The sequence below is a fragment of the Mesorhizobium sp. 01N446 genome, assembly GCF_056399285.1.
In genome coordinates this window covers 352,320-375,340 of record NZ_JBFTRA010000006.1, presented here as the reverse complement: position 1 = coordinate 375,340, position 23,021 = coordinate 352,320, and the positions used below count along the sequence as shown (strand labels likewise).

Below are 23,021 nucleotides of genomic sequence, written 5' to 3'. Positions count from 1 at the left end.
ACCGGCAAACCCAAGGAGGAGTAAGACATGTATCACGGCGATATTTCGAGCAGCAACGACACGGTCGGTGTTGCCGTCGTCAACTACAAGATGCCGCGTTTGCACACGCGCGACGAGGTGCTCGCCAACGCCCGCAACATCGCCGAGATGGTGGAAGGGATGAAGCGTGGCCTGCCGGGCATGGATCTGGTCATCTTCCCCGAATATTCCACCCACGGCATCATGTACGACCAGAAGGAGATGTATGAGACCGCCTCGTCCATCCCCGGCGAAGAGACCCAGATTTTCGCCGAAGCCTGCAAGAAGGCCCGGGTCTGGGGCGTCTTTTCGCTGACCGGGGAACGGCATGAGGAACACCCCAACAAGGCGCCCTACAATACTTTGATCTTGATGAACGATAAGGGCGAGATCGTGCAGAGGTATCGCAAGATCATGCCCTGGGTGCCGATCGAGGGCTGGTATCCCGGCGACTGCACCTATGTCTCGGAAGGCCCGAAAGGCATGAAGATCAGCCTGATCATCTGCGACGACGGCAACTACCCGGAAATATGGCGCGACTGCGCCATGCGCGGAGCCGAATTGATCATCCGCTGCCAGGGTTACATGTACCCGGCCAAGGAGCAGCAGATCCTGATTTCGAAGTCGATGGCCTGGGCCAACAACGTCTATGTCGCCGTCGCCAACGCGGCCGGCTTCGACGGCGTCTATTCCTATTTCGGCCATTCGGCGATCATCGGCTTCGACGGACGCACGCTGGGCGAATGCGGCACCGAGGAAAACGGCATCCAGTATGCGCAGCTTTCGACCTCGCTGCTGCGCGACGCACGTCGCAACATGCAGTCGCAGAACCATCTCTTCAAGCTGCTGCATCGTGGCTACACCGGCCTCATCAACTCCGGCGACGACACCCGCGGGCACGCCGTATGTCCGTACAATTTCTACAAGCAGTGGATCACGGATCCGGAAGGCACGCGCGAGCGCGTCGAGGCAATGACCCGCCAGACCGTCGGCACGCCGGAGAGCCCGATCGAAGGCATCCCCAACAAAGTGGCGGCCCACCGCTGAGGCGATGGCTCCTCCCAAGTGCCGCGGCCTGACGAGGGTCGCGGCGCGCCCGGCTTTGCGACGTGCATCTGGAGACTGACATGAATCGGGGGACGGCAACGCGCGAGGACGATGCGCTGAAGGATTTTCGCATCGCTTCCGAGCCTTATTTCCGACCGGTAGGCAACGAAGTGGCGCTGTTCGAGGCGGCGTTCGCATCGCGCATGCCGGTCATGCTGAAAGGTCCGACCGGATGCGGCAAGACGCGCTTCGTCGAGCACATGGCCTGGCGGCTCGGGCGACCGCTGATCACCGTGTCCTGCCATGAGGATATGACTGCTTCCGATCTCGTCGGCCGCTATCTGCTCGATGCGGACGGCACGGTGTGGCATGACGGGCCGCTGACGCTTGCTGTGCGCACCGGCGCCATCTGTTATCTCGACGAGATCGTCGAGGCCCGCCAGGACACCACCGTCGTCATCCATTCGCTGACCGATGACCGCCGCATCCTGCCGCTGGAGAAGAGGAACGAGGTGCTGAAGGCGCATCCGGATTTCCAGCTCGTGATCTCCTACAATCCCGGCTACCAGAGCGTGCTGAAGGATCTCAAGGAATCGACCAAGCAACGTTTCGCCGCCATCGCTTTCTCCTATCCGCAGGAAGCGATCGAGGCTGAGATCGTCGCAACCGAGTCCGGCGTCGATCGCGCCGTCGCGCAGACGCTTGTGCGCATCGCGCACCGGGCCCGCAATCTCAAAGGGCATGGTCTGGAGGAGGGCGCATCGACGCGCATGCTGATCAATGCCGGACTGCTCGCCCGACACGGCATTGGTTTGGCCGAAGCGTGCGAAGTCGCCTTGGTGCTGCCCATAACCGACGATCCGGACATGCGCGACGCGCTCAAGGCCGCGGTCGCGGCCTGCATCTAGGATGGTCGAGCATGCGCACAGACGCGACATGGCCCATCAGGACGCTTTAAGCCAGGAAGCGCGGAACGCTTTTCCCGGCGACCTGCACCCAGCCTGGATTCGTGCCTGTCGCCGGCTGGCCGGCGCCGGCTATGGCGAGGCGGTGGCCAAAGCCTATGTCCGCTCGTCACCGCGACTTGCGCTGCTCGTGTCGCCGCAGGCGGCTGTCGATCTTGCCGGCGCTGTTTCGGGAGTTGCCATCCGCGCCGGAAGGGTCGCGGCTGAGCTGCTCCCGCAGCAAGCGGTCTCGGTCGCGGAAATGCTCGGAGAAGACGGGTTTCTGCGATGGCTGCGACTTGTCGAGGACGTCGGTGTAAAAGCCTCCGAGTCGCTGGCGCATTTGCTTGAACAGACGCCGCAGCTTCTCACCCAGATAGGCCTGGAAGGTCTGGAAACATGGACGCGCATCGGCATAAGGATGGCCGAGGGAGATAAGCAGCGGCGCCTTCGCTTCTTTCGGCTGGAGGACCCCTCCGCCGTCCGGTGGCTGCAGCGGGCGAGCGGACAGACCGGCTTCACCGATATGGAGTCCAGGCTGCGGCCGTTCCTCACTGCCTTGTGGGGAGACAGCCCGCCATTGCGCGAAACGCCGGCCAACGCCCCCGAGCAGGCACGTCGGCGGGCAGGCTTTGATGGCGGCATCGTGCGTCTGCCGTCGTCTTTCCCAGGCTTCCAAGCCCGCGATGCGGAACACCTGTACCGGGCAGCCGCGGCTCACATAGCGGCGCATTTGCGTTTCACGCGTGACCGTTTTCCGGTCGGTGGATTGAAGCCGGCGCAGGTTGCTCTGGTGTCGCTGATCGAGGATGCTCGCGTCGAGCAACTTGCGATGCTCGAGCTGCCGGGACTGGCGCGGCTGTTCCTGCCCCTCCACAGCGCGCAACCGTCCAGCGCCGTCACCGCACCGGCGCTTTTCGCCCGGCTGTCGCGAGCACTGGCCGATCCATCCTATGAAGATCCAAACCCGTGGATCGCCAAAGCGCGCAAAGCCTTTGCCGGGGAAGAGCTTCATGACCAGCAGCTCAGTCGGCGCATCGGAAATCTGTTGGGCAATGACCTCGGCCAGATGCGCGTCCAGTTCGATCCCAAAAACTACGTCGTGCAGCCGCCCTATCGCGACGACAATCTCGCCCTTTGGGATTTCGGCGACGACGACAGCCAGGCGCAGGATGCCGAGCAGGTCTTGTCATCGGCGCGCATCCGGCGAGAGGAAAACGACGAACATCCCGGTCGCACCGAGCAGGAGAACAAGCCTGACGGCGAGGCGGGGCGTGTCGAGCTCCAGCCGGCGCTCATGGAAGGCGTGCCGGTGGCGCGCTATGGCGAGTTCGATTATGTCACCGGTCGCGAACAGCCGGACTGGGTTTCGGTCAAGGAGTATCCGGCGCAAGCCGCTTCAGCCGGGCAGGTTGCAAGGCTGCGCGACGATAGAACAGATCTGGCCAACAGGGTCACCGCGCTGATCCGTTCCGCGAAGGTGAGTCGCGCCGAGCGCCTGCGCCGGCAGTCCGAGGGCGAGTTCCTCGACATTGACGCATGCATCGACGCCGCGATCGCGCGGCGCATAGGCGAACCGCCCAGCCCACGCATCCATGGCCGTTACGAACGCCGCAGCCGTGACCTCTCTGTGCTTTTGCTGCTCGACGTCTCGCAATCCACCAGCGATCTCGTCGGAAACCGGCGCCACACCGTGCTCGACGTCGAGCGACAGGCCGCGGCTCTCTTGTCGCAGGCCATGTCCGGTCTCGACGATCCTTTCGCCATTGCCGCATTCTGTTCCGACCGGCGCGAGGATGTGCGTTATTTCCGGATCAAGGATTTCGCTCAGTCTTATGACGGTCTCGTGGAAGCAAGGCTGGCGGGGTTGCAAAGCGGCTTTTCGACTCGTCTCGGCGCAGCGGTCCGGCACGCCGGCGCCGACCTCGCCAAACAGCGCAGCTACAGACGGCTGCTGCTCGTCGTCAGCGACGGCGAGCCGTCAGATATCGATACCGAGGACCGCCGCTACCTCGTCGAGGACGCGCGCAGGGCTGTTCAGGGCTTGAGCCGCCTTGGTGTAAACACGTTCTGCGTCGGCCTGGATTCCACCGCGGAGGGCTCCTTGGAACGCATCTTCGGGCAGAGGAATGCCATCAACATTGCCACGGTCGAGCGATTGACGGAGATGCTACCCAAACTCTACCTGACACTTGGGAAATAACTGCGGCTTGATCGCCAGGCGGCACGCACTGGTCTGCCTGTCGACGATATCATCAAGATTTCCGACCCCCCGCATGGCGCATTTCCCGTGTGAATGGCGATATCGAGAACTTCGCTCCCGCGCACTTCGGCTGACAGGTCCAGGTCAACTCGCACGGCTCCGGGACGGCGATGACATTTCGGCAGGCGCGGTGCCAACCGGCGCGCTCTGAACGTGACCGCGGCCATTGCCAACGCCGTCTTCGAGGCGACGGATATTCGCATCAGGGAGTTGTCGATCTGAATAGACCGGGTTCTCGCCACCGCGAGGCTGTCCATGTCGTTCCATTCACCGGTGACGCAGAAGGGCCGCTCGCCGGTCTTGACCAGCGCGCCCTAGTCGCACACCAAAAGGGCCTTGGGCCAATCATCAAAGTCCTGTCCATGCTGCCTTTGCGCTGGATAGACCGCCAGCAGCAATAGCAGCAAATGAATGATGCGCTTCATGCCTGTCTTTGACAGAAAGACAAAAGATCATTGAGATTCCAGCTGGCTTAATGCCGGAATGAAAACGGGTCTTAGCCATGAAGCGGGTCTTTGTCGAAGCCATCGGCAGCAACGTATCAAGTATCGGTTTTGGCTGTGCTTCGCTTGGTTCTCGCATCGGAGTTCGCAAGGGGATCGAGACGCTCGAACGCGCCTACGAAGCGGGGGTAACATGGTACGACGTAGCGCCTTCTTATGGCGACGGGATGGCTGAATCTATCTGGGGCGAATTTGCATCAGGCAAGCGCGATCGCGTCTGCGTCTGCACCAAGGTTGGCATGCGTCCGCCGAAGACCTCCGCCACCATGCGACTGATGAAGCCGTTGTCGCGGATCGCTGTTGCGGGGGCTCCGGCGCTCAAGCGGTATGCCTCAAAAGTGCGCCCCACGCCCTTCAAGGTGCCGCTGTCCGCGGAGTTGATAAGATCAAGTGTCGAGGAGAGCCTGGGGCGCCTTCGCACGGACTATGTCGATGTCCTCGCGCTGCACCGTCCAACCGCGGAGGAACTTGTTCGCGAGGATATCATCCGGGCTGTGGAGCGCGTGGTTCAGGACGGGAAGGCTCGGGCCATTTCGGTCGCAGGAGACCTCGAGGCTGGAATGACGGCTTTCAAGGAATCGCTGCCTTATCGGTTCGTGCAGATTGCCAATACCCCGCTGGAGCCAAACCTCGGGAAGTTGAAGGCGCGTGCTCACCGCCACAGAACGTTTGTAACGCACGGGACATTCTCGGGCCTCGAACGGATCGTCGCGAAGTTCAACGCGCAAAAGGAGATACTGGTCGCTCTCGGCGATCTCGGATACCGCGGCAGTCCCCGTGAAATTGCTGTCTCGTTTCTCGCCGACTATGCATTCGCATCGAATTCGGCGGGCATCACGTTGGTCTCCATGTTCAAGAAGGAACACCTCGATTTCAATCTGCGGCGATTGAAGAACGATCCAACAGCCGAGCGCCTGAATGCCGTCATTGCCGCGCTCGACATGGATGTAAAAGCCTGATCGGCTGGCGGCTTGCCGGGGTTCTCCAATGACAGGTTTGACTGGCGTGCGAATGCCGAACGCCTATACTGGGAAGGTCAGGGGTTCGCGATGAGCAAAGAGTTCAGTGTCGCCGACGCCTATGGTTCGGGCCGCGCCGTCTTCATGGGACTTGAGCTGCTCGTCGCGCCCGGCGCGCTCGTCCCCCGGCCAGAGACGGAATTGCTGGGCACGACGGCCCTCGGTGTCTTGCATCAAATGAATCTGCCGGCGCCGCGCATCGTCGACATGTGTTGCGGCACTGGCAATCTGGCGTGTGCCATCGCCCACCGCAGTCCCACCGCGAGTGTCTGGGCGAGCGACCTCACCGACGGATGCGTCGACGTGGCACGCCGTAACGCCGCCCATCACGGCATGGCTGACCGTGTTTCGGTGCTTCAGGGCGACTTGTTCGACGCGCTCTCGGGCCTCGAGCTTGACGGGACGATCGACGTGATCGTCTGCAATCCGCCCTACATTTCGGAAAAGCGGCTCGAGGGCGACCGCGCGCATCTGGTCGAATTCGAGCCGCGTGAAGCGTTCGCGGCCGGCCCTTACGGCCTGAGCATCCATATGCGGGTGGTGAAAGACGCGCCGCGATACTTGCGGCCTGGCGGCATCCTGCTCTTCGAGGTCGGCCTAGGCCAGGACCGGCAGGTGATGGGGCTGCTGGAACGCAGCAAGGCATACGAGAACATCCGCATTGTATCGAACGAAGCGGGCGAGGGCCGGGTGGTTCTGGGGCAAGCCAAGGCGCAGGCGTGAGCGTGCGGACAGCTGAGCAATTGCGGGACCGCTCCGGGTTTTACGCCGGCGATCAGTTCATCTTGCGGATGATGTACTGCTCGATCCCTTGAATGGAATCGAGGTTTTCAGGCAAGAGCTCGCTGTCTTCGACGGTGATGCCAAAGGTCTCCTCGATAAAGCCGATAATCTCAAGCACTCCCGTCGAGTCGACGATGCCTTGATCGAGCAAGGACGTGTCGTCTACCAACGCCTTCACGTCGCTCACGTAGAAATTCGAAACCAGGAAACTGCGGATCTGCTCGCTGTAGGTTCGGTCCTTGACAGTCAACATGAATTCACCCTCCGTGGCGACACCACCGATTTAGCGACCCCGCCTCATGACAGGGCCGTTTTCTTGAGTTTGCCCGTGTCCGTCATCGGCAGGCTGGCCACGACGACGATGGACTTCGGAACCATGAAGTTCTCCAGTCGTTTCTGGCATTCCATCTGCAACTGCTTTTCGCCGATGGTTCTTCCGTTCTCCATCACGACAAACGCCTTCACCGCCTGCCCAAGGAGCTCGTCGGGAACACCGATGACCGCGGCTTCCCGGACCCCCGGAATATCCATCAGCACGTTCTCCACTTCCTTCGGCGCCACCTTCTCGCCGCGCGATTTTATGATCTCATCACCACGGCCGACGAAGTAGAGGTAGCCCTCCGTGTCCATCCGGCAGTAGTCGCCGGTGTACAGGACCTGCTCGCCGGGCAGCGGGCCGGGTTTGAGCTTCCTGGCCGTCGCTTCGGGCTTGCCCCAATATCCCTTCATCACCGTTGCGCCGCGAATGACGAGCTGGCCGACGACGCCGGGGCCGACCCGCCTGTCATGTTCGTCGACGATCCACATTTCCGTATTCGGGATCGCGATCCCGACACTCAATGGCTTTCGCTTGAGATCCTCCGGCGGCAGATAGGTGCAACGCTTGCATTCGGTGAGGCCGTACATCGAATAGATGCGTGCGCTCGAAAACAGCTCCTGAAGCATGAGAATATGCTTGAGGGGCAGCGCGGCCGCGGTGTTTGTCACGTAGCGAATGCTTGAGAAATCCTGGTCCCTGAGGGACTTGAGTTCGGAGAGCGCCGCAAAGATGGTCGGCACGCCGGGAAACCCCGTAACCCTCTCTTGCCTGATCAGCGCAAGCACCTGCGCCGGGAATGCGAATGAGCGTTCGAGCACCAGCCGGGCGCCGGTGCGAAACGCCATGATCATCTGGTACAGACCGTAGTCGAAGGCGAGGGGCAGGACATTGAGGATCACCTCGTCCTCGGCAAGCTCGAGGTAGGACGCGATAGACGTGCACGCGGTCATCATGTTCCTGTGCGTCAGCATCACACCCTTGGGTTCGCCAGTCGAGCCGGAGGTGTAGATGATGGCGGCAAGATCGATATCGATGCAGCGCCGCGACGGCGGTGCGTCTCCGGCGGCGACCGCGGTTTCCCAGCGCACGGCTTGCGGCAATCGGGAGAGCTCGGTGTCGTCGATCGATCCGGAAACGATCGTCCGCAGAAGTGACGGACAATTGCGCGCCGGCTCGCGGAAGATGGAGTGCAGATGCGCATCCGTGATCAGCGCCGCCGGTCGGCAGTCGTTGAGCAGATAATCAAGCTTGTCGCTCTTGGTCAGCGGGTTGACGATGCACACCACCGCATTCGCCTTGAGCACCGCCCAGAAGCTCACCACCGTCTCGACCGTATTGTCGGCGAAGATCATCACGCAATCGCCGCGCGCCACCCCTGATGCGGCCAGATCCCCGGCGATCGCATTGGCGCGCGCCTCGAGCTCGCCATAGGTGACACGTTGCTTGCCGCACACCAGCGCCACCTTGTCGCCGAGCCGGCCGGCGGAGTGCGCGAGATAGTCATGCAGCAGGGGTACGGCATCATGCAACATGCAAGCGCTCCTCCCGATGTTCGTGGTCGACATCGACGCTCAGCCCATGCACGCGCGCTGCACTGGGACAGCTCGCGACAAACTGCTGGTGAAGGAGTTGGGTCGACAGCACGCCGACGAGCGCCATGTTGTCGGCATTGGAAAGGTCGCCGTCGCCGGTCCTGGCCTGGCATTTGCCGAGCAGGCGTGCGACCGAAGCCGGATCGAAAACATTGGCCTTGCGTATCGCCGTCTCCGAAAGCGCTTCGCGAATATATTCCGGTGCGGTTTCGTCGGCGAAGCAAAGCGCGTTGGGCGCCCGGAATGGCTGCTTCTTGCGGGTCACGATCTCGGCGGGCACGATCGGCTCCGCCACGCGTTTCAGCACGTGCTTCTCATCGAGGACACGCAGCTTGTAGGAAGGCGGAAGGGAATTCGCGAGGCTCACGAGCTCATCGTCCAGGAAGGGGAAGCGCCCCTCGACGGAGTGGGCCATCAGCATCCTGTCGCCCTGCGAGGAAAGCAGATATCCCGACATCAAGGTCTGGACCTCGAGATACTGGTCCTGCGCAAGCGGGCTCCAGCGCGAGAACGCCTCGGGCAGGCCGGCGAGCAATTCGGAAACGGTGTCATGACGCTGGGTTTCGGCGCGCAGCTCCGCGCAAAACAGGCGCTTGATGGCGCTGGTGCCGCGCCAGCGCGTGTCGTGGGCGAAGCCGGGGGCGTCATGGCTCTCGATGCCGCGCCCGAAGAACTGGCGCGCCATCGCCTGCTGTTGCACCGGCGAGCGGGTGAGATAGGGATAAAGGCGCTCCAGCAGCCGCGAGCGTCGTGTCGATGCCGGCTGGTGCCCCCAGAACCGGCGAACCTTGGCTTCGCGAAACAGGTCGTAGCCGGCGAACATTTCATCGGCGCCTTCGCCGGTCAGCACGACCTTGATGCCACGCTCACGCACCAGCTTCGAAAGCAGGAACAGCGGCGCCGGGGCGGTCCTCAGTATCGGGCGTTCGGTGTGGTAGATCACCTCTGGAAAGATCGTGGCGATATCGCTGCGCAAAACCACCACCTCATGGTGCTCACTGCCGGTTGCTTCGGCAACCAGGCGCTGGAAGCGGGTCTCGTCGTATTCGGCGTCGGCAAAACGCAAGGAGAAGGTCTGGAAGCGCCGGCCGGCGAAGCGCCTTCCCAGTGTCGCCACAAGCGAACTGTCCAGCCCGCCGGAAAGGTAACAGCCGACGGGCACGTCGGCGCGCACCATTCGTAGCGCCGTCGCGGCCTCGAGCGCGCTGCGCACGCGGTCCACGGCCTCATCGCACGATCCGGTGAACTCGCCCTGCGGCGATCCGAAATTTTCAGGATAGGAAGGTTGCCAGAAGGCGTGGTCACGAACGGTGCCGTCCTGGTAGGTGCGGACATGCCCTGGCACGAGTTCATGGATGCCCTGAAATACCCCTTGCGGGGGAACGACCGTCCAGAGCGTGAAGGTCTGATCGAGGCCGGCGGGATCAAGAGCGCGCGGGATGGTCGGATCGGCGGCGAAAATAGCCTTCACTTCACTGGCGAAATAAAGCCGGCCCGCATGCTCGCAAAAATGCAGGGGGCAAATGCCGAACCGGTCGCGCGACAAGACGAGACGACCCGCCATTGAGTCCCAGATTGCGATTGCCCATTGGCCGTTCATCCGCTCGAAGGCCGCTTCGCCCCACGCGCGATACGCGTGCAGCGCGACCTCCGTGTCGCTGCGGGTTCGGAAGCGGTGACCGAGCGCAATCAGCTTTTCGCGCAGCTCGACATAGTTGAATATCTCGCCGTTGAAGACGATCCAGGTCGTATCGCCTGTGTCCGCGAGCGGCTGCTGGCCACTGGAGAGATCGACGACAGACAGGCGGGCATGCGCCAGCCCCGCGCGCTTGTCCCGGTAAAGGCCGCGCTCGTCCGGGCCGCGATGCGCCAGCGCGCCCACCATCCGTATCAGCGCCTCACGCGAAGGAGAAGCCGCCGCGGCGTTCAGCGCCACAATTCCAGCGATGCCGCACATCCCCGGTCAATCCTCGCCAATTTCCATGGACAGCAAAGGCCGCGCGTGAAGATAGTGGGCGGCCCGCCGTTTCGCGTCGATGTCCTTGAAGACTTTCTGCAGTTGGAGCTCGGTGAGACCGGCAACCGCCGCGACTTCATCGCTGGCGATCCCATGGTTCAGGCCGTAAAGGCATAGATCCATCAGGTGATAGGGCAGCGCGAAGTAGAACTCCTCCTGGCTTTGCGCCATGGAGAATGTGTCGGTGGTTGGTGGCCGCTGGCGAATTTCCTCGTCCACGCCAAGATATTCCGCGAGCTGATAGACCTGGCTTTTGTAAAGGTGGACGATCGGCATCACGTCGGCGGTTCCGTCGCCCTGCTTGACGAAAAACCCCTGGTCGTACTCCAAACGGTTTGGTGTCCCCGCAACCGCGTATTTGAGGCGGTCGGCGTGGTAATATTCCGTCATCTTGCGCAGGCGCTGTTTGTAGTTGGTTGCCGCGACGATCTGCAGATAGGCGGCTGGCGAAAGACGCACCGTGTCGACCTTGCCCTCTGGATCCTGGACGGTGAGCCGGGTGATGTTGAGGCCGTTGCTGGCGAGCACCGGCTCAATCACCAGTTTGCATTTCCAGCCGTCCCCATAGTCGGGAACGACGGTCCGGATCGCCTCGAGCTGCCGACGGTAGGCGCCGACGGCCTCTACTGCCGGGCCTATGTCTTCCAGGATGTTCTCGATCCCCAGCTGTGCCGAGACACGGCGGCCAAGTCTGAGCGAGTCGCCGGAGGAATCGCGCTCCGGCATGAACAGCCCCAGGACTTTGTCCTTGCCGAAGGCGCGTGTGCACAAGGTCGCGACGACGGAGCTGTCGATGCCGCCGGAAAGGCCGACAACCACGCCGCGACGATGGAGCGTGCCAAGAACCTGCTTGCGCAAGGTGTCAACGATGCGATCGACCTCCGCACGGGCATCGAGCAGCAACGCGTCCTTGCTGAAGTGTGAGATCACGTCGATGACAGATCCTCCCTTTTGCGAGACTCGGCCGCGGAGTAGGTCTGCACGACGGCCGTCTCGATGAGCGGACGGTTGGTGGCAAGATTGGGCTCTATGACAAGGTCGATGTGATTGCCCATGATCGGCACCACGTCCAGATGTGCCAGGGCGCTGTCCCAGCCCAGGGCCCGGGGCATTCCCTCCCGTCGACAGCGGAACAAGGTGCCGGAGATGGGCAGCGCCGGTTTGGGTGCCTCCAGCCACTGGAAGAACGACCGCGCCCGCATGACTTCCTGCAGTTCCAGCTTGGTTCTGAAGCTTGTCGGGCTGAACTCTCCCTTGGCAAAGCGGTCGAGAATCCTCGCGAGATACGCCTCGCAGCCCATGGCAACGGTGATCTTCGCGAGGGCTCGGCAAGCCATGCGGTGGGCGGAAATGCGGTTCGTGCGAATGCGATGGAACGTGCGGGTGAGCGTTCCCCAATGGTTGCTCGGCTCGTCCAGAAGGCTCGTGTCGAGGATACCCAAAAACCTTACCGATCGGCCGGCTGCCAGAAGCCGCGCGGCGACCTCGAACGCAACCGCGCCACCAAGCGAATGGCCGAGAAGCCGCACGGGGCCGGTAGGCTGGGCGCGGTCTATCTGCCCGAGCGCGGCGGCAGCCATGGCGGCGAGACTGTTGTGTCCGTCCAATATCGCGGCGAGGCCAGGATACCGGATCGGGTTCACCCGGGCGACTTTGCCCATGGCGGCTGCGAACGCAGCCAGGCTCGGACCATAGCCGACGGATCCTGGAAACAGGAAAAGCATCGGAGGATGCTGCTTCTTGGCGCGCTGCTCCCCCGCCTGTGCGGACACGACCGCCTCAACCATCTCGTCGAAGCTCATGCCGACGGTGAAGGCCTCGAGGCCCAGTTCTTGCCCGATGGCGCTTTCGATCGCCATGACGCAATGCAGCAGCTGCAGCGAATCTCCTCCCGCGTCATCCCAGTTCCCCGCCGCGGCGCCCGTGTTGAGAACCTGCATCCACGCGTGCTGCACGATTTGCCTTGTATTCAGTTCGCCTCCCGCGGGGAGCGGCCGGGCAGTGGTCGGCTGGGCGACTGGCGCCGTCTTTCTCTCCGAGCGATCCATTTCGGTGAGCGTTGCCAGGTCGACCTTGCCTCCCGGCAGGCGGGGGATCTCGGCGATGGTGTGCAACCGCAAGGGACGCAGCGGCGCCGGCAACGTCGTTCTGACGAGTTGGCGAAGCTCCTCCGCAAAAGCGGCTCCGGCAAAGTGCTGCGGAGCCGCGAATGCGATGAGTTCCTCGGCCGGCGTTACGATTGCCACGGCATCCGCCACCGAAGGCGCGCAGCGCAGGACCCGTTCGAGCTCCGCGGGCTCGACGCGCCGACCATTGATCTTGATCTGGCGCCCTTTGCGGCCGACGATGCGCAACAGGCCATCACCGTCCAGCCGAACGAGGTCGCCCGTCGCAAAAACCCGAACACCGGGATCGTCAGGGTCGGGCCGCGCGGGAACGACGACACCGTTCTCCCAATGACCAAGCAGGACATAGGGGCTTCTGATCAGAAGCTCCCCGCTCTCGCCTGTCCCAACATTGCGACCCGCCTCGTCGACAATGGCGAATGCCATCCCAGGGAGCAGCCTGCCAACGGGGATCGATGCGTCCTGCTCCGGCCAATCCTGCGGCAGGAACCATTGCGAGCCGGTGGTCTCGGTTGACGAGTAGCCGATCTGGATCAGGCACTGGTCCGAAACGGCCTTGCGCAGCAACGCGACGTCCGTCCAGGACACCTTCTCGCCACCGATCCGGGCCACCCGGAGCGACTGGAAGGCGTCAGCGGGGGCCTCGGTCAACAGCGCCCGCAGCAGAGCCGGCACGAGATAGGCGATCGTCACACCTTCGGCTTGAACCCGAGCGCGGACCGCGCGCAGGCCGACCGCTTCCACCTCGAGAAGATGCAACGTGGCGCCTGTCAGCAGCGCCGTAAGAATCTCCCGGCAGCCGGCAATCGTGGCAGGCCCGGTCAGAGGCAGGAAAACGTCATCCGCGTTGATATGGCACGCCTCGACATATTGCCGGACCCGCCACAGCAGGCTGCGTTGGCTGTTGACGATGCCCTTGGGACGTCCCGTGCTACCTGATGTGTAAAGCACCATCGCGGGCGCATCGACGGAAACGGAAGGGAGCTTCGGCTGCTGTGATGCCTGCTGACCGTTCGGTGCGACGCCGGCGGCAATATCGATCCATAGGACTTCCGGCGCCAAATCGATGGGGCGAACGTTTCCAGCGCCTATGATGGCGCCGAGCCGCGCGGCGTTCGCAATCTCGATGATCCGAGAGCCCGGATCTCTCATGTTCAGCGGAACCGAAGGCCGCCCGGCCGCCATGCTTGCCAGTATCGCCACAGCGTACCAGGTCGAATTGGCCTGAAGGATTCCGACCGCCTGTCTTTCGGGAACGACGGCGGCGATACGGTGCGATAATGTCTCGACAGCCCGGAAAAGCTCGGAATAAGTCAGGCGATTGGCACCGTCGCCAATCGCGAGCTTGTCGGGATATTGACTGGTGACGTTTCTGAGGTGATCGAAGACGGGAATGTCCGCAAAACCGGCGCCCATCTGTTGATACCGGCGCCCGAGGGGGCCCCCATCGTCAAGAGCATATTCGGGAATATCTGACCATCCGCGGGTCGTCGTCGGTCGACAATCCAACCGTCGATCTTGATCCACCGCTTCAGACTGCAAATACGCTGAAGACATTCAGGGCCCCACCAAGCTGAAAGTCGACCATCACTTGCCACCGAAATATTTTCATCAATCATTCGGATGATGCCTCGATCTTGTTCAGGCAGCGCTTTCCCGCCCTTGGCCTCCCGGAAGTTCTCTGATTTCCCTGCTGTGACGGCCGTTCGCCCGGGATGCCGACCGTGAAACGTTTACCAAGGGCCAATCCCCCGCGTGCCTTCGGCAGCGGATATGAAAGGCCATTCAAATGAACGTTGGTGTGGGTTGTAATCTGGCTAAGCTTTGATTCGCAGACGAATGACTGCTTGTTGGGAGACGGTTGGGCATACCGCCATGATCATCGAGTTGTTTGGACCGCCTGGTGCAGGCAAGACCACACTTCTTCGCGGCCTCTGCCAGGGGATGGCGAAACACGGCATCAACGTGAAGACAGTGAACGGGTATCGCCTGATTGAATATGGGTCGGCCCAGGAAGACGGTCCGGAAGTACGCCATGGCATTGGCCGTATTGGCAAAAAGATTGCCACCTCCGGGCCGGTCCTGCTGTCGACCCTGCCGAAGGATGGTGTCGCGGCCAGGCTGCTGGCGTCAATCCCGCTGCGAAGCCGCACATGGTCATGGCGCATGAAGGTCGACGTCGCCCTGCTGTGCGAATCCTGGCGTCAGGCGCAGCAATCGGAAGGTTATTTCATTTTCGAAGAGGGCTTGATCCAGGCTTTGTGTGCGCTGGTTGTGCTGGCGCGAACTCCAAGCATCGAAGTGGTTCGTGACTGCCTGGCGTTCCTGCCGCGGCCAGACCTGCTTATCCAGCTCGATGCGCCGCAGGAAACCTTGCGCCGCCGTCTTATGGATCGGCATGCGCAGCAACCGCTCCTGGAGGTCCTCCTGTTCGAACTCGGCGTAGACAAAGGCTTGAGGCAGGCCGATATCTCAAGAGAGATCGGCAAGTGTTTGCGCCAGGATGGATGGCCCTTGATGCAAGTCAACGGTGCTGAACCTCACGATCTCGACAAGGTCATCACGCGGGTCTTGGAACAGCACGAGACCGTCCCGGTTTGACCAAAAGCCAAGCCACTGGCCAAACCACTGGCTTGGCTGGCAATCATGAAGTTGGTAGGCACCGCACTTCGGTGAGCAGCAGGTGTGTCGACCATGGGCTTCTGCGGCGTTGCCAATGCAACCGGCCGAGCAATCATTTTGTATCGCGTTGGTCGAGCACTTCAAGCATGGTGGTCAGCATGCTTCCGACCTCTTCCGAGATTTCCTCGAGGCGAATTCCCGCCTTAATGGCGTCCGCCGTCACCTGGTCGGCGAGTCTCGCCGCCAGGGTCGGATCGGAGTTGGAATAGGGTGGGACATTGTCCTCCACCCACTTCTGCAGGAATTCGATGCCCCGAGCGCTCATGATGGACTAACGAGCGTTCGAGAGATTTCGTTCCGCCGGATGTGTTCAAGAAAACGTCAGGCCCCCCATGATCGGGCCTGACGTTCCCCAAGGCTCACATTACGATGAACGAGGACGCCGTCAGCGCAAGGTGCGGAGAAACAGTGGCAAACTGGATCTGGGGTGCGCCGCCCGCGCCATCCGCGTCGAAAGAGAGGGCGCCGGTCGAACTGTTGTAGATAATGTGGTCGTTGCTGTCATGCGCACCCTTGCCGACGTGGAATGCCGAGGTGGGAAGGGCGCTGTAGGTGGGAAGGGCGCCCGGTTGAAGGCCGGTAAACACATTGTGGTCGAGCAGGATCTTGTCCTGGGCTACATTGAAGTCAGTGATCTTGTCGATATTGCTGTTCTTGAGGGCGGAATTGAAGACAAAGACGTCCGTGCCCCCATTTCCCGTGAGAACGTCTTTCCCGCCACCGCCGTTGATGAAGTTGTTGCCGGCATTGCCATCTATGGTTTGGGAGAACTCGTTTCCTTTGAGATTGAGGGGGAGGGTGCCGGACTTGCTCGTGGTGGCGAGATGTTCGATCTCCGAGCCGGCCGACAATACATAACTGACAGATGCCAGCACGGTATCGTTGCCGCCGCCCGGCAGTTCCACCACCTTGTCGCCGGCGTTGTTGACATAATAGGTGTCGTTGTAGCCACCGCCGATCATCGTGTCGGCGCCGGTGGTGCCGTGAAGCACATCCGCGCCGCCCGTGCCATAGAAAGTGTGGTCGCTGGTCGGGGGCACCGTGCTGGGCGGGGGCACGGTGCTGGTGGGCGGAGGCACGGTGCTGGTGGGCGGGGTCACTTCGCCGGTCGAAGGCGCGCTGGTGGTGCTCTGGTTGTGCTGAAGGAAGAGGGCCTGCAGCTCCGGCGAGTTGCCAAGCGCGGTGTCGCCCTGTTGAGAGCCCCACGCATAGGCATAGTCGAAGGCGGGCGATGGCGCCACCTTGGCCCAGTGATCCAGCATGGTCTGCTCCTGGGCGACGCTGGGAAGGACATATTGGCCGCCCGTGTCGGTGGTGTAATTGCCGCCGCCGAACGTCTGGTAGACCGGAACGACCTGGCTGAGCGGGATGCCCGAGGCGACCGCCGCGGCCACGGTCCTGTCGATCATGTTGTAGTCGACGGTGCTTATGCCGGTGCGCACTGGGTAGGGATCCAGGCCGTAATAGTCGATATGCGTGTTGGCGGGATTATAAGTGTTTGAAAAATCTGGATTTTCCGAAGATCCCATGTTCATCATGGTGATGAAGGTCTTGGCGCCGGGCAGGTTGTTGTGGATCCAGTCGGATTCCGCCTTCAGGTTGTCGGCCGTCGCATAGGTTCCCCATTTGCCCGTGGGATCGGGCTCGTCGACGAGGAAGAAGCCGAACACCTTCGGATTGCCGATGAAGGGCGTGACTTTCTGAATGAAAGACGAGGTTGCGCCATTGGCTTCATCGAGCCAGACCAGACCTTTCGTGCCATCCGGCAAAGCGTTGAGTTCGTCCACGGATGAAACATCGACAAGATTGAATCCGGCGGTTGCGACCTCGGAGGCCGACCCACCCGAGGCATAGTGGAGGGTTGTCATGCAAATATCCTTCGTCCAATTCGGTGGTGCCCCGTGCCTGCCTATTGGAAAGGGTATATTAGGGCCAAATCAAATACCGGTGCCCCTTGATAGAATCCTTGATCATGGCAAGGAGAGCCTACGCGACGGGAAGGCTGCCCTGGTCCTGTTACTTGTTGATTGTTTAGGGATATTTCAGCACGGCGACGCAGGATCAGGCTGTTCTCGCCATGGCGGTATCGCTGCCGGATTTGTTGTGGATCCGTCAGGAGGATGCACGAGCATCCTGTCCATTTCAGCTCCGAGAGCGCGAATCATCGGCTATGCGCCGCTCACCACAAACGCTCTTTCTATCAGCGGACGGTTGTGGCTGAGATAGGGTTCAACCAGCATGTCCAGGTGCCCGCCGACGATCGGAATTATGTTCAGGCCGGTGACGAAAGCACTCCAGCCAAGGTCTGACGGAACGCCTGTGCGCCTGCACCGAAACAGGGTGGCGGTAATCGGCAATGCGGGCTTCGGCTGCGCCAGCCACTGACCAAATGCACGCATCCGCAGGATTTCTTCCAGCTCAAGGCGCAAGATGAATCGTATTCTGGCGAAGCTCCTCCATTTCAGCCAGTCGATGCCCCTCGCAAGCACAGCCTCGGCACCAAATTGGGCGAACAATTTTGCCAGAGCCCGCAAAATCATGCGATCCACCGTCACTCGATGCGTGCGGATGCGCTGGGCGGTGCGTGCGAGTCTTTCACGATAGTTGTGCTGTCCAGGCCCGATATTGGTGTCGAGGATTCCCAGGAACGTGACCGACCGACCGGCGGCAACAAGTTTGGCGGCAACCTCGAAGGCGACGCCGCCGCCAAGCGAATAACCGATCAGTTTCACATTGCCATCGGGCTGGACCTGGCTGATCTGGTCGACAACCGCATCCACCATCCGCGGTATCGTGCCATGTCCCTTCAGCAGATCGTTCAAATCCCCATAGCGCACGGCAACAACCCTGGCGACATCGCCCATCTCGGCACCGAAGGCCGCCAAGCTCGGACCATAGCCGATCGATCCGGGCACGATGAACAGAACAGGTCTCGGGTCGGAAACCTCGACAAGCGAGTTGCTTGTGTCTTGCCCTGGAGACGCTGCCCGGACGACATCGGCGAAGCTCATCCCGACGGTGAAGGCGTCCAGGTTGAGTTCCCGCCCCAGCGCCGTCTCAAGTTCCATGACGAATTGCAGCAGCTTCAGTGAATCGCCACCGGCATCGTCCCAGCGGCTGCCAGCCGCCCTTTTGCCCGGGAGTATCCTCTCCCATACGGCCGCCGCGGTGCCCTCGACATCGAGCGGGTTGGCCGCTTGCCGGGCGATAGGCGTGTTCTCTTGCGCGCTCAGCGCGCGATCCAGTTCCCGCAGCGTGACACCGTCGACCTTGCCGCCTTTGAGCCGCGGTATCTCGGCAACACTGTGCAGTCGCGTCGGGTGAACAGCCGGCGGCAGGCCCGCCCTGATCAGGTCGCGCAGTCCGGCAATGAACTCGCTTCCGGCCGGTCTCGCGGGGACGACAAAGGCCACCAGTTCGTTCGCGTCCGTCACCACCGCGACAGCATCATCCACCCGAGGCGCCCGGCGCAGGACGAGTTCCAGTTCGGCAGGTTCGACCCGCCTCCCGTTTATCTTGATCTGGCGTCCCTTTCGTCCGACGATCCACATCATTCCAGTGTCGTCGATCTTGACCAGATCACCCGTTGCGAAGGTTCGAAGCCAGGGGTTGCCGGAGTTCGCCTGAAGAGGGACATTTTCTCCATCCGCCCAGTAGCCGAGCGTGGTGTAGTTGCCTCTGATCAGCAACTCTCCTTCATCGCCCGGGGCGACCTCGCATGCGTCCTCATCCACGATGGTGTATTCGATGCCGGGCAGCACGAAGCCGACGGGCACCGTTGCGCCGCGCTCTTGGTAGCCCCTCGGCAGGAACCATTGCGTGCCGGTCGTTTCCGTGGACGAATAGCTGATCTGGACGAGGCAGGACTCGGGAACGCTGCCGCGAAGCCGATCGATGTCGGACCATAGGATCTTTTCTCCGCCGACCCGCACGATCCGCAAGGAAGAGAATGTGTCGGGCGCGGAACCATTCATCAACACACGCAGCAGCGCTGGCACGAGATAGACGACCGTTACCCGCCATTTCTGAAAATTGTCGCGGGCGGCGCGAATACCGGCGCTCTCGATATCCGAGAGGTACAATGTGGCGCCGCACAGCATCGGCGTCATCATCTCGCGGCATCCGGCGATCGTTGCAGGCCCAGTCAGTGGCATGAATACGTCGTCGGGGCCGAAGTGGCAGGCATCCACATATTGCTGAACGCGTTGGAGGATCGCCCGCTGGCTGTTCACGACGCCTTTCGGCGCCCCGGTGCTGCCTGAGGTGTACAGAACGATTGCAGGTGCATCGACCGACACGTCGGACGGCAACGCAGACAGGCTGCCATCCGGCGTTGCGGCCATGCAACTTGCCGCATCGATCCATTCAAGCGAGGGGGCATCCGGCCAGTCTGCCGGTTTGCCCGGCCCTGGCTTGATGATCGCAGCCAGCCGCGCGCTGGTGGCAATCGCGGCGAGGCGCTGAAATGGATCCCGGGGGTTCAACGGCACAGCGGGCCTGCCGGCACGCATGGCGGCGAGCATGGCCACCGGATACCAAAGTGTATTTCCGATGAGGATACCGACCGCCTTGCCCGGTGGGGCCGAACCTGCAATCGCACTTGCCAGGTTTTGGACTGCGTTGAGCAGTTCCGAAAAGCTGAGGGATGTAGAGCCGTCGCTGATCGCGATCTTGTCCGGGTATTTTTCGACGGTCCGCTCGAGGTGCGAGAACGCCGACTTTTCGGAGAAGTCGTCGCCCATCCGCGGGAAGGGACGGCTGGTTGGTCCGTCCATGTCCAGAGGGCGGGTTGAGGCCCGTTTCCATGTGAAGCCGTCTGGAGGGCTGATGTTGCGGGCCATCACAACATCTTGATCCGTTGTCGGTCCCCCAACGGATGGCAAGGCGCGTGGAAAACGGCTCTCTAAACGCGGGTGCCCCGACGTTTCCAACACAGCCCCCTTGTTTGCTGACTGGATTTGCCGTGTCGTACGCGACCCCGTTGACCGTGGCATCGTTAGAACGAATGAGTTCCAGTTCAACTCATCGATCCGGCGGCCGTTGCCGCTACATCGCCGCATCGCCCAACCCCTTGCTTCATTTAAACAGACGAGGACAACGCGTGAGCCTGCTCCTAGCGTGAAACCTGGGTGTTGTGCGTACAGGGGCGATGAAACCGGGCCATGAAAACAGGTCATAGGGCCAGCGGTTTAGCGCGGTTGGGATTCTGCCGGCATCCAGGAGGGACAGGATGAGTCCGCATCTGGTTTGCATTGGAGGCGAGGATCACCGGCTTAGAATTCCGTTCCTTCTGGCACTGCGTGAAAGGGGCTTTCGGGTCACTGCCGTCTCGAGCGACGCCGGAGACGCCTTTTCACCTTACGGCATTCCGCATCGGCGGTTTGGGTTCGACCGCTTTGCCACCGGCGGTGGAGAATGGGGCGCTGTCGGCGCGATCCGTAAATTGATGTCCGAATTGCGTCCGGACATTGTTCAAAGTTTCGACACCAAGCCCAACCTCCTGACCCCTTTGGCCGTACGCGGGCAGGTTCCGGTCATCCGCACCATCAATGGGCTTGGTTGGACGTTCTCGTCACGGCAACCGCGGGCGTTGGCGCTGCGCCCGGTCTTTTGTGGCCTGCAGGGACTGGCGTCGCTTTGGACAGCCGTGACGGTCTTCCAGAATCGCGACGACCAGGCCTTCTTCGAGCGCTATCGGCTGCTGGGCCGCGGCAAGGGGCGACTGATCCGGAGCTCCGGCATCGACCCGAGCGCATTCTCGACAGCAAGGTATCGTGGTCCTTCGGCCGCCATGATGCGCGAGGCGCTTGGGCTTCAGTCGGCCGAAGTCATCATCTTTGTCGGTCGGCTGACTCGCCAGAAGGGGATTCCGACCCTGATCAAGGCGGTTCCCCGCGTCCTCTCCGAGAGGCCTAATGCACGTTTCGTGCTTGTCGGTCCGCAGGACTCCGAAGGTCCGTTCGCAGTCAGCAGGTCCGATATCGAGCAATATGCCCCTTACGTCGTCGCCTTGGGACCAAGGCGGGATGTTCCAGCTCTCCTTGGCATGGCCGATCTGTTCGCGTTTCCAACACAGTATCGCGAGGGTGTTCCGCGCGTCCTGCTGGAGGCGGGATTGTCGGGATTGCCAATCGTCGCCTCGAGAATGCCCGGCTGCAATGACGTCGTTGAAGATGGCTGGAATGGCTATCTCGTCGCGCCGCGCGATGCCGATGGCCTGGCATCCAGAATAATCGATCTTCTGTCCGACCGCGCCCGCGGCAAGATCATGGGCAGCCGTTCCGTCGGCCTCGTGCGGGAACGCTTTTCGCTGTCGTGGGTCGTCGACCAGTACTGCGATCTGTACAAGACCGTCCTCGGCGGCAAATACCGCGGCAGCCTTGCCCGGTCCGCACCCGCAATCTCCAGGGAAGAGGGTGGGATGGGTCCGCGACTGGGTGAGGCGCGGCAATGATCCGTGACGCGATCCTGGCCATCGGCATCGTGATGTCCTACGCGGTGCAACTCAGCATCCCGGGGCTGCCGTTCGGCTACAGCGAACTGTTCCTCTCGCTCTGGATATTGCTGTCGATCACGCGGGTTCTTGCTGGCGGCCGACTGGAGGTTACGCCGGCCCTCACCAAACTTGCCCTTTTCTGGGTGATCCTGACGCTTGCCCTGGGCGTGGGCTCCATCGTCGGCTTTCTGACGACCACACTGTTCCTCGATCCGTTGTTGCATGACACGATGGCCTACGTGCTGCTGGCCTGCGTCACCTGCCTGGCTGCCGCGGAGCCCAACGCGGCTGTCCGTTTGCGCCGTATCGCCTGGTGGATGATCGCTGTCGCGAATGCTGGCTTTGTCATTCAGGTCGGGGTTGGTTTCGGCTGGATCCATCAGTCTGGCGTCCACCCCTGGTACTGGGACCGCTTCTCCGGTTGGTCTGAAAATCCGAACCAGCTTGCGCTCTACTGCGCGCTCCTCGGTCCTTTGGCCCTGCATCTTGCCACAACCACCAGCAATACCTGGGGAAGATGCCTTGCGCTGTGCAGCCTGATCCTCACCTTCTATGTCGGTCGGCTGACAAAGAGCGATACCTATCTCTATACGACGGTCCTGGCTTGCCTGATCCTTCTGGGACTGCGGGTTCGGGCATGGCTGACAAGCGACGGCAAGGTCAGCCTTTCACGGCAACTTGCCCTCCTGTTCACGATTGCGTTCGTTCCGCTGGCAATCTCCATCGCGCCTTACGCCCTCAGCGAGGCCGCCAGCGCCGAAGACTTCGCCAAGAGCCTCACCAAGGACAAGGGCGGGGAAGCGACCGCGGAAACCGCCGCACTTCGCCTCTACCTTTGGGACGAGGCATTGGACAAGGGAGCAAGATCCGGGTCGCTGGGTCTCGGACCAGGCCCGCACCTTGATCGTCCCCCCATCGTCAACCAGCAGTTTCTGCCGCGGCCTTTCGAGGCCCATAGCACGATCCTCGATCTCTACACTCAGGGCGGCCTGATTTCGGTCCTGGCCCTGCTGTGGATCCTCGGCTCGGCCGGCTGGTCCGCCTGGCGTGCGAGACAGGACGCCCTCGTGGCGCTCGTGGCATCGATCGCTGTCTTCAGTGCACCGCACCTGATCATCCGTCATCCGATCCTGTGGTTCTGTCTGACCCTCTCCCTTGTCGCTGGAACGCCGCAGGCGATCCCCGCGATCGTTCGCCGGAGGAGATATTAGA

General features: G+C 61.9%; 17 protein-coding genes and 1 pseudogene. 9 read left to right on the top strand and 9 right to left on the bottom strand.

The genetic code is table 11. The annotated features are described in order from the left end of the window. Window positions 1-27 precede the first annotated feature (27 nt). From AC1DPX_RS23395 to AC1DPX_RS23385, 3 genes are all read left to right on the top strand, one after another. Window positions 28-1,065 (top strand): aliphatic amidase, encoded by a 1,038-nt coding sequence (locus AC1DPX_RS23395; RefSeq protein ID WP_477239791.1) that lies wholly within the window; start codon window positions 28-30, stop codon window positions 1,063-1,065. Between the two features lie 80 nt (window positions 1,066-1,145). Then, complete coding sequence (locus tag AC1DPX_RS23390; protein ID WP_202355983.1) at window positions 1,146-1,973, top strand: CbbQ/NirQ/NorQ/GpvN family protein; 828 nt, start codon at window positions 1,146-1,148, stop codon at window positions 1,971-1,973. 28 nt (window positions 1,974-2,001) lie between these two features. After that, window positions 2,002-4,212: a nitric oxide reductase activation protein NorD gene (locus AC1DPX_RS23385; RefSeq protein ID WP_477239790.1), complete on the top strand. Its 2,211-nt coding sequence runs from the start codon at window positions 2,002-2,004 to the stop codon at window positions 4,210-4,212. 408 nt (window positions 4,213-4,620) lie between these two features. Here AC1DPX_RS23385 and AC1DPX_RS23380 read toward each other — a convergent pair whose 3' ends face one another. After that, a complete protein-coding gene (locus tag AC1DPX_RS23380) occupies window positions 4,621-4,776 on the bottom strand; it encodes a hypothetical protein (protein ID WP_202355981.1) in 156 nt (51 codons plus the stop codon). Between AC1DPX_RS23380 and AC1DPX_RS23375 the strand changes: the two genes are divergently transcribed. Together AC1DPX_RS23375 and AC1DPX_RS23370 are read left to right on the top strand one after the other, a co-directional pair. After that, window positions 4,775-5,734: an aldo/keto reductase gene (locus tag AC1DPX_RS23375; RefSeq protein ID WP_477239789.1), complete on the top strand. Its 960-nt coding sequence runs from the start codon at window positions 4,775-4,777 to the stop codon at window positions 5,732-5,734. The two genes, AC1DPX_RS23380 and AC1DPX_RS23375, sit on opposite strands and share 2 nt — an antisense overlap. 90 nt (window positions 5,735-5,824) lie before the next feature. Then, window positions 5,825-6,517 (top strand): N5-glutamine methyltransferase family protein, encoded by a 693-nt coding sequence (locus AC1DPX_RS23370; protein WP_477239788.1) that lies wholly within the window; start codon window positions 5,825-5,827, stop codon window positions 6,515-6,517. 52 nt (window positions 6,518-6,569) lie between these two features. Here the strand turns inward: AC1DPX_RS23370 and AC1DPX_RS23365 are convergent, their stop codons facing one another. The 5 genes from AC1DPX_RS23365 to AC1DPX_RS23345 are packed head-to-tail and all read right to left on the bottom strand — an operon-like array spanning window position 6,570 to window position 14,188. Continuing rightward, window positions 6,570-6,830, bottom strand: a complete 261-nt coding sequence (locus AC1DPX_RS23365) for an acyl carrier protein (protein ID WP_202355978.1) — start codon at window positions 6,828-6,830, stop codon at window positions 6,570-6,572. A 44-nt stretch (window positions 6,831-6,874) separates the two neighbouring features. Next, entirely contained in the window at window positions 6,875-8,428 is a 1,554-nt protein-coding gene (locus AC1DPX_RS23360) for a class I adenylate-forming enzyme family protein (protein WP_477239787.1), read from the bottom strand. Further along, window positions 8,418-10,445, bottom strand: a complete 2,028-nt coding sequence (gene asnB / locus AC1DPX_RS23355; RefSeq protein ID WP_477239786.1) for an asparagine synthase (glutamine-hydrolyzing) — start codon at window positions 10,443-10,445, stop codon at window positions 8,418-8,420. The genes AC1DPX_RS23360 and asnB overlap by 11 nt, the downstream gene beginning before the upstream one ends. Window positions 10,446-10,451: 6 nt before the next feature. After that, window positions 10,452-11,435, bottom strand: coding sequence for an NAD(+) synthase (gene nadE / locus AC1DPX_RS23350; protein WP_477239785.1), 984 nt, complete (start codon window positions 11,433-11,435; stop codon window positions 10,452-10,454). After that, complete coding sequence (locus AC1DPX_RS23345) at window positions 11,432-14,188, bottom strand: AMP-binding protein (protein WP_477239784.1); 2,757 nt, start codon at window positions 14,186-14,188, stop codon at window positions 11,432-11,434. The genes nadE and AC1DPX_RS23345 overlap by 4 nt, the downstream gene beginning before the upstream one ends. 318 nt (window positions 14,189-14,506) lie before the next feature. On the opposite strand from AC1DPX_RS23345, the gene AC1DPX_RS23340 reads away from it, so the two are divergent. Beyond that, window positions 14,507-15,232: an AAA family ATPase gene (locus tag AC1DPX_RS23340; RefSeq protein ID WP_477239783.1), complete on the top strand. Its 726-nt coding sequence runs from the start codon at window positions 14,507-14,509 to the stop codon at window positions 15,230-15,232. 133 nt (window positions 15,233-15,365) lie between these two features. On the opposite strand, the gene AC1DPX_RS23335 is transcribed toward AC1DPX_RS23340, so the two are convergent. The 3 genes from AC1DPX_RS23335 to AC1DPX_RS23325 all read right to left on the bottom strand — a co-directional run bounded on the left by AC1DPX_RS23335 (window position 15,366) and on the right by AC1DPX_RS23325 (window position 20,154). Then, on the bottom strand, window positions 15,366-15,578 hold the full coding sequence (locus AC1DPX_RS23335) for a DUF768 domain-containing protein (protein ID WP_202355972.1): 213 nt from the start codon (window positions 15,576-15,578) through the stop codon (window positions 15,366-15,368). A 94-nt stretch (window positions 15,579-15,672) separates the two neighbouring features. Then, window positions 15,673-17,181 carry a calcium-binding protein gene (locus AC1DPX_RS23330; protein ID WP_477239782.1) on the bottom strand — a complete coding sequence of 503 codons (1,509 nt, stop codon included), beginning with the start codon at window positions 17,179-17,181 and terminating at the stop codon, window positions 15,673-15,675. Window positions 17,182-17,481: 300 nt separating this feature from the next. Then, window positions 17,482-20,154: an AMP-binding protein gene (locus tag AC1DPX_RS23325; protein WP_244730536.1), complete on the bottom strand. Its 2,673-nt coding sequence runs from the start codon at window positions 20,152-20,154 to the stop codon at window positions 17,482-17,484. A 389-nt stretch (window positions 20,155-20,543) separates the two neighbouring features. Between AC1DPX_RS23325 and AC1DPX_RS23320 the strand changes: the two are divergent. From AC1DPX_RS23320 to AC1DPX_RS23310, 3 genes and pseudogenes are all read left to right on the top strand, one after another. Next, window positions 20,544-20,888 (top strand): annotated as a pseudogene (locus tag AC1DPX_RS23320) (glycosyltransferase); the annotation flags it as partial. 15 nt (window positions 20,889-20,903) lie between these two features. Further along, window positions 20,904-21,767: a glycosyltransferase gene (locus AC1DPX_RS23315; RefSeq protein WP_477239835.1), complete on the top strand. Its 864-nt coding sequence runs from the start codon at window positions 20,904-20,906 to the stop codon at window positions 21,765-21,767. Next, window positions 21,764-23,020, top strand: a complete 1,257-nt coding sequence (locus AC1DPX_RS23310) for an O-antigen ligase family protein (protein WP_477239781.1) — start codon at window positions 21,764-21,766, stop codon at window positions 23,018-23,020. The genes AC1DPX_RS23315 and AC1DPX_RS23310 overlap by 4 nt, the downstream gene beginning before the upstream one ends. Window position 23,021 lies beyond the last annotated feature (1 nt).

Excerpts from the sequence above, each read along its gene's own strand:
- AC1DPX_RS23395 (WP_477239791.1), top strand. The coding sequence starts at position 28 with ATGTATCACGGCGATATTTCGAGCAGCAACGACACGGTCGGTGTTGCC.
- AC1DPX_RS23390 (WP_202355983.1), top strand. The coding sequence starts at position 1,146 with ATGAATCGGGGGACGGCAACGCGCGAGGACGATGCGCTGAAGGATTTT.
- AC1DPX_RS23385 (WP_477239790.1), top strand. The coding sequence starts at position 2,002 with ATGGCCCATCAGGACGCTTTAAGCCAGGAAGCGCGGAACGCTTTTCCC.
- AC1DPX_RS23375 (WP_477239789.1), top strand. The coding sequence starts at position 4,775 with ATGAAGCGGGTCTTTGTCGAAGCCATCGGCAGCAACGTATCAAGTATC.
- AC1DPX_RS23380 (WP_202355981.1), bottom strand. The coding sequence starts at position 4,776 with ATGGCTAAGACCCGTTTTCATTCCGGCATTAAGCCAGCTGGAATCTCA.
- AC1DPX_RS23370 (WP_477239788.1), top strand. The coding sequence starts at position 5,825 with ATGAGCAAAGAGTTCAGTGTCGCCGACGCCTATGGTTCGGGCCGCGCC.
- AC1DPX_RS23365 (WP_202355978.1), bottom strand. The coding sequence starts at position 6,830 with ATGTTGACTGTCAAGGACCGAACCTACAGCGAGCAGATCCGCAGTTTC.
- AC1DPX_RS23360 (WP_477239787.1), bottom strand. The coding sequence starts at position 8,428 with ATGTTGCATGATGCCGTACCCCTGCTGCATGACTATCTCGCGCACTCC.
- asnB (WP_477239786.1), bottom strand. The coding sequence starts at position 10,445 with ATGTGCGGCATCGCTGGAATTGTGGCGCTGAACGCCGCGGCGGCTTCT.
- AC1DPX_RS23345 (WP_477239784.1), bottom strand. The coding sequence starts at position 14,188 with ATGTCTTCAGCGTATTTGCAGTCTGAAGCGGTGGATCAAGATCGACGG.
- AC1DPX_RS23340 (WP_477239783.1), top strand. The coding sequence starts at position 14,507 with ATGATCATCGAGTTGTTTGGACCGCCTGGTGCAGGCAAGACCACACTT.
- AC1DPX_RS23335 (WP_202355972.1), bottom strand. The coding sequence starts at position 15,578 with ATGAGCGCTCGGGGCATCGAATTCCTGCAGAAGTGGGTGGAGGACAAT.
- AC1DPX_RS23330 (WP_477239782.1), bottom strand. The coding sequence starts at position 17,181 with ATGACAACCCTCCACTATGCCTCGGGTGGGTCGGCCTCCGAGGTCGCA.
- AC1DPX_RS23325 (WP_244730536.1), bottom strand. The coding sequence starts at position 20,154 with ATGGCCCGCAACATCAGCCCTCCAGACGGCTTCACATGGAAACGGGCC.
- AC1DPX_RS23310 (WP_477239781.1), top strand. The coding sequence starts at position 21,764 with ATGATCCGTGACGCGATCCTGGCCATCGGCATCGTGATGTCCTACGCG.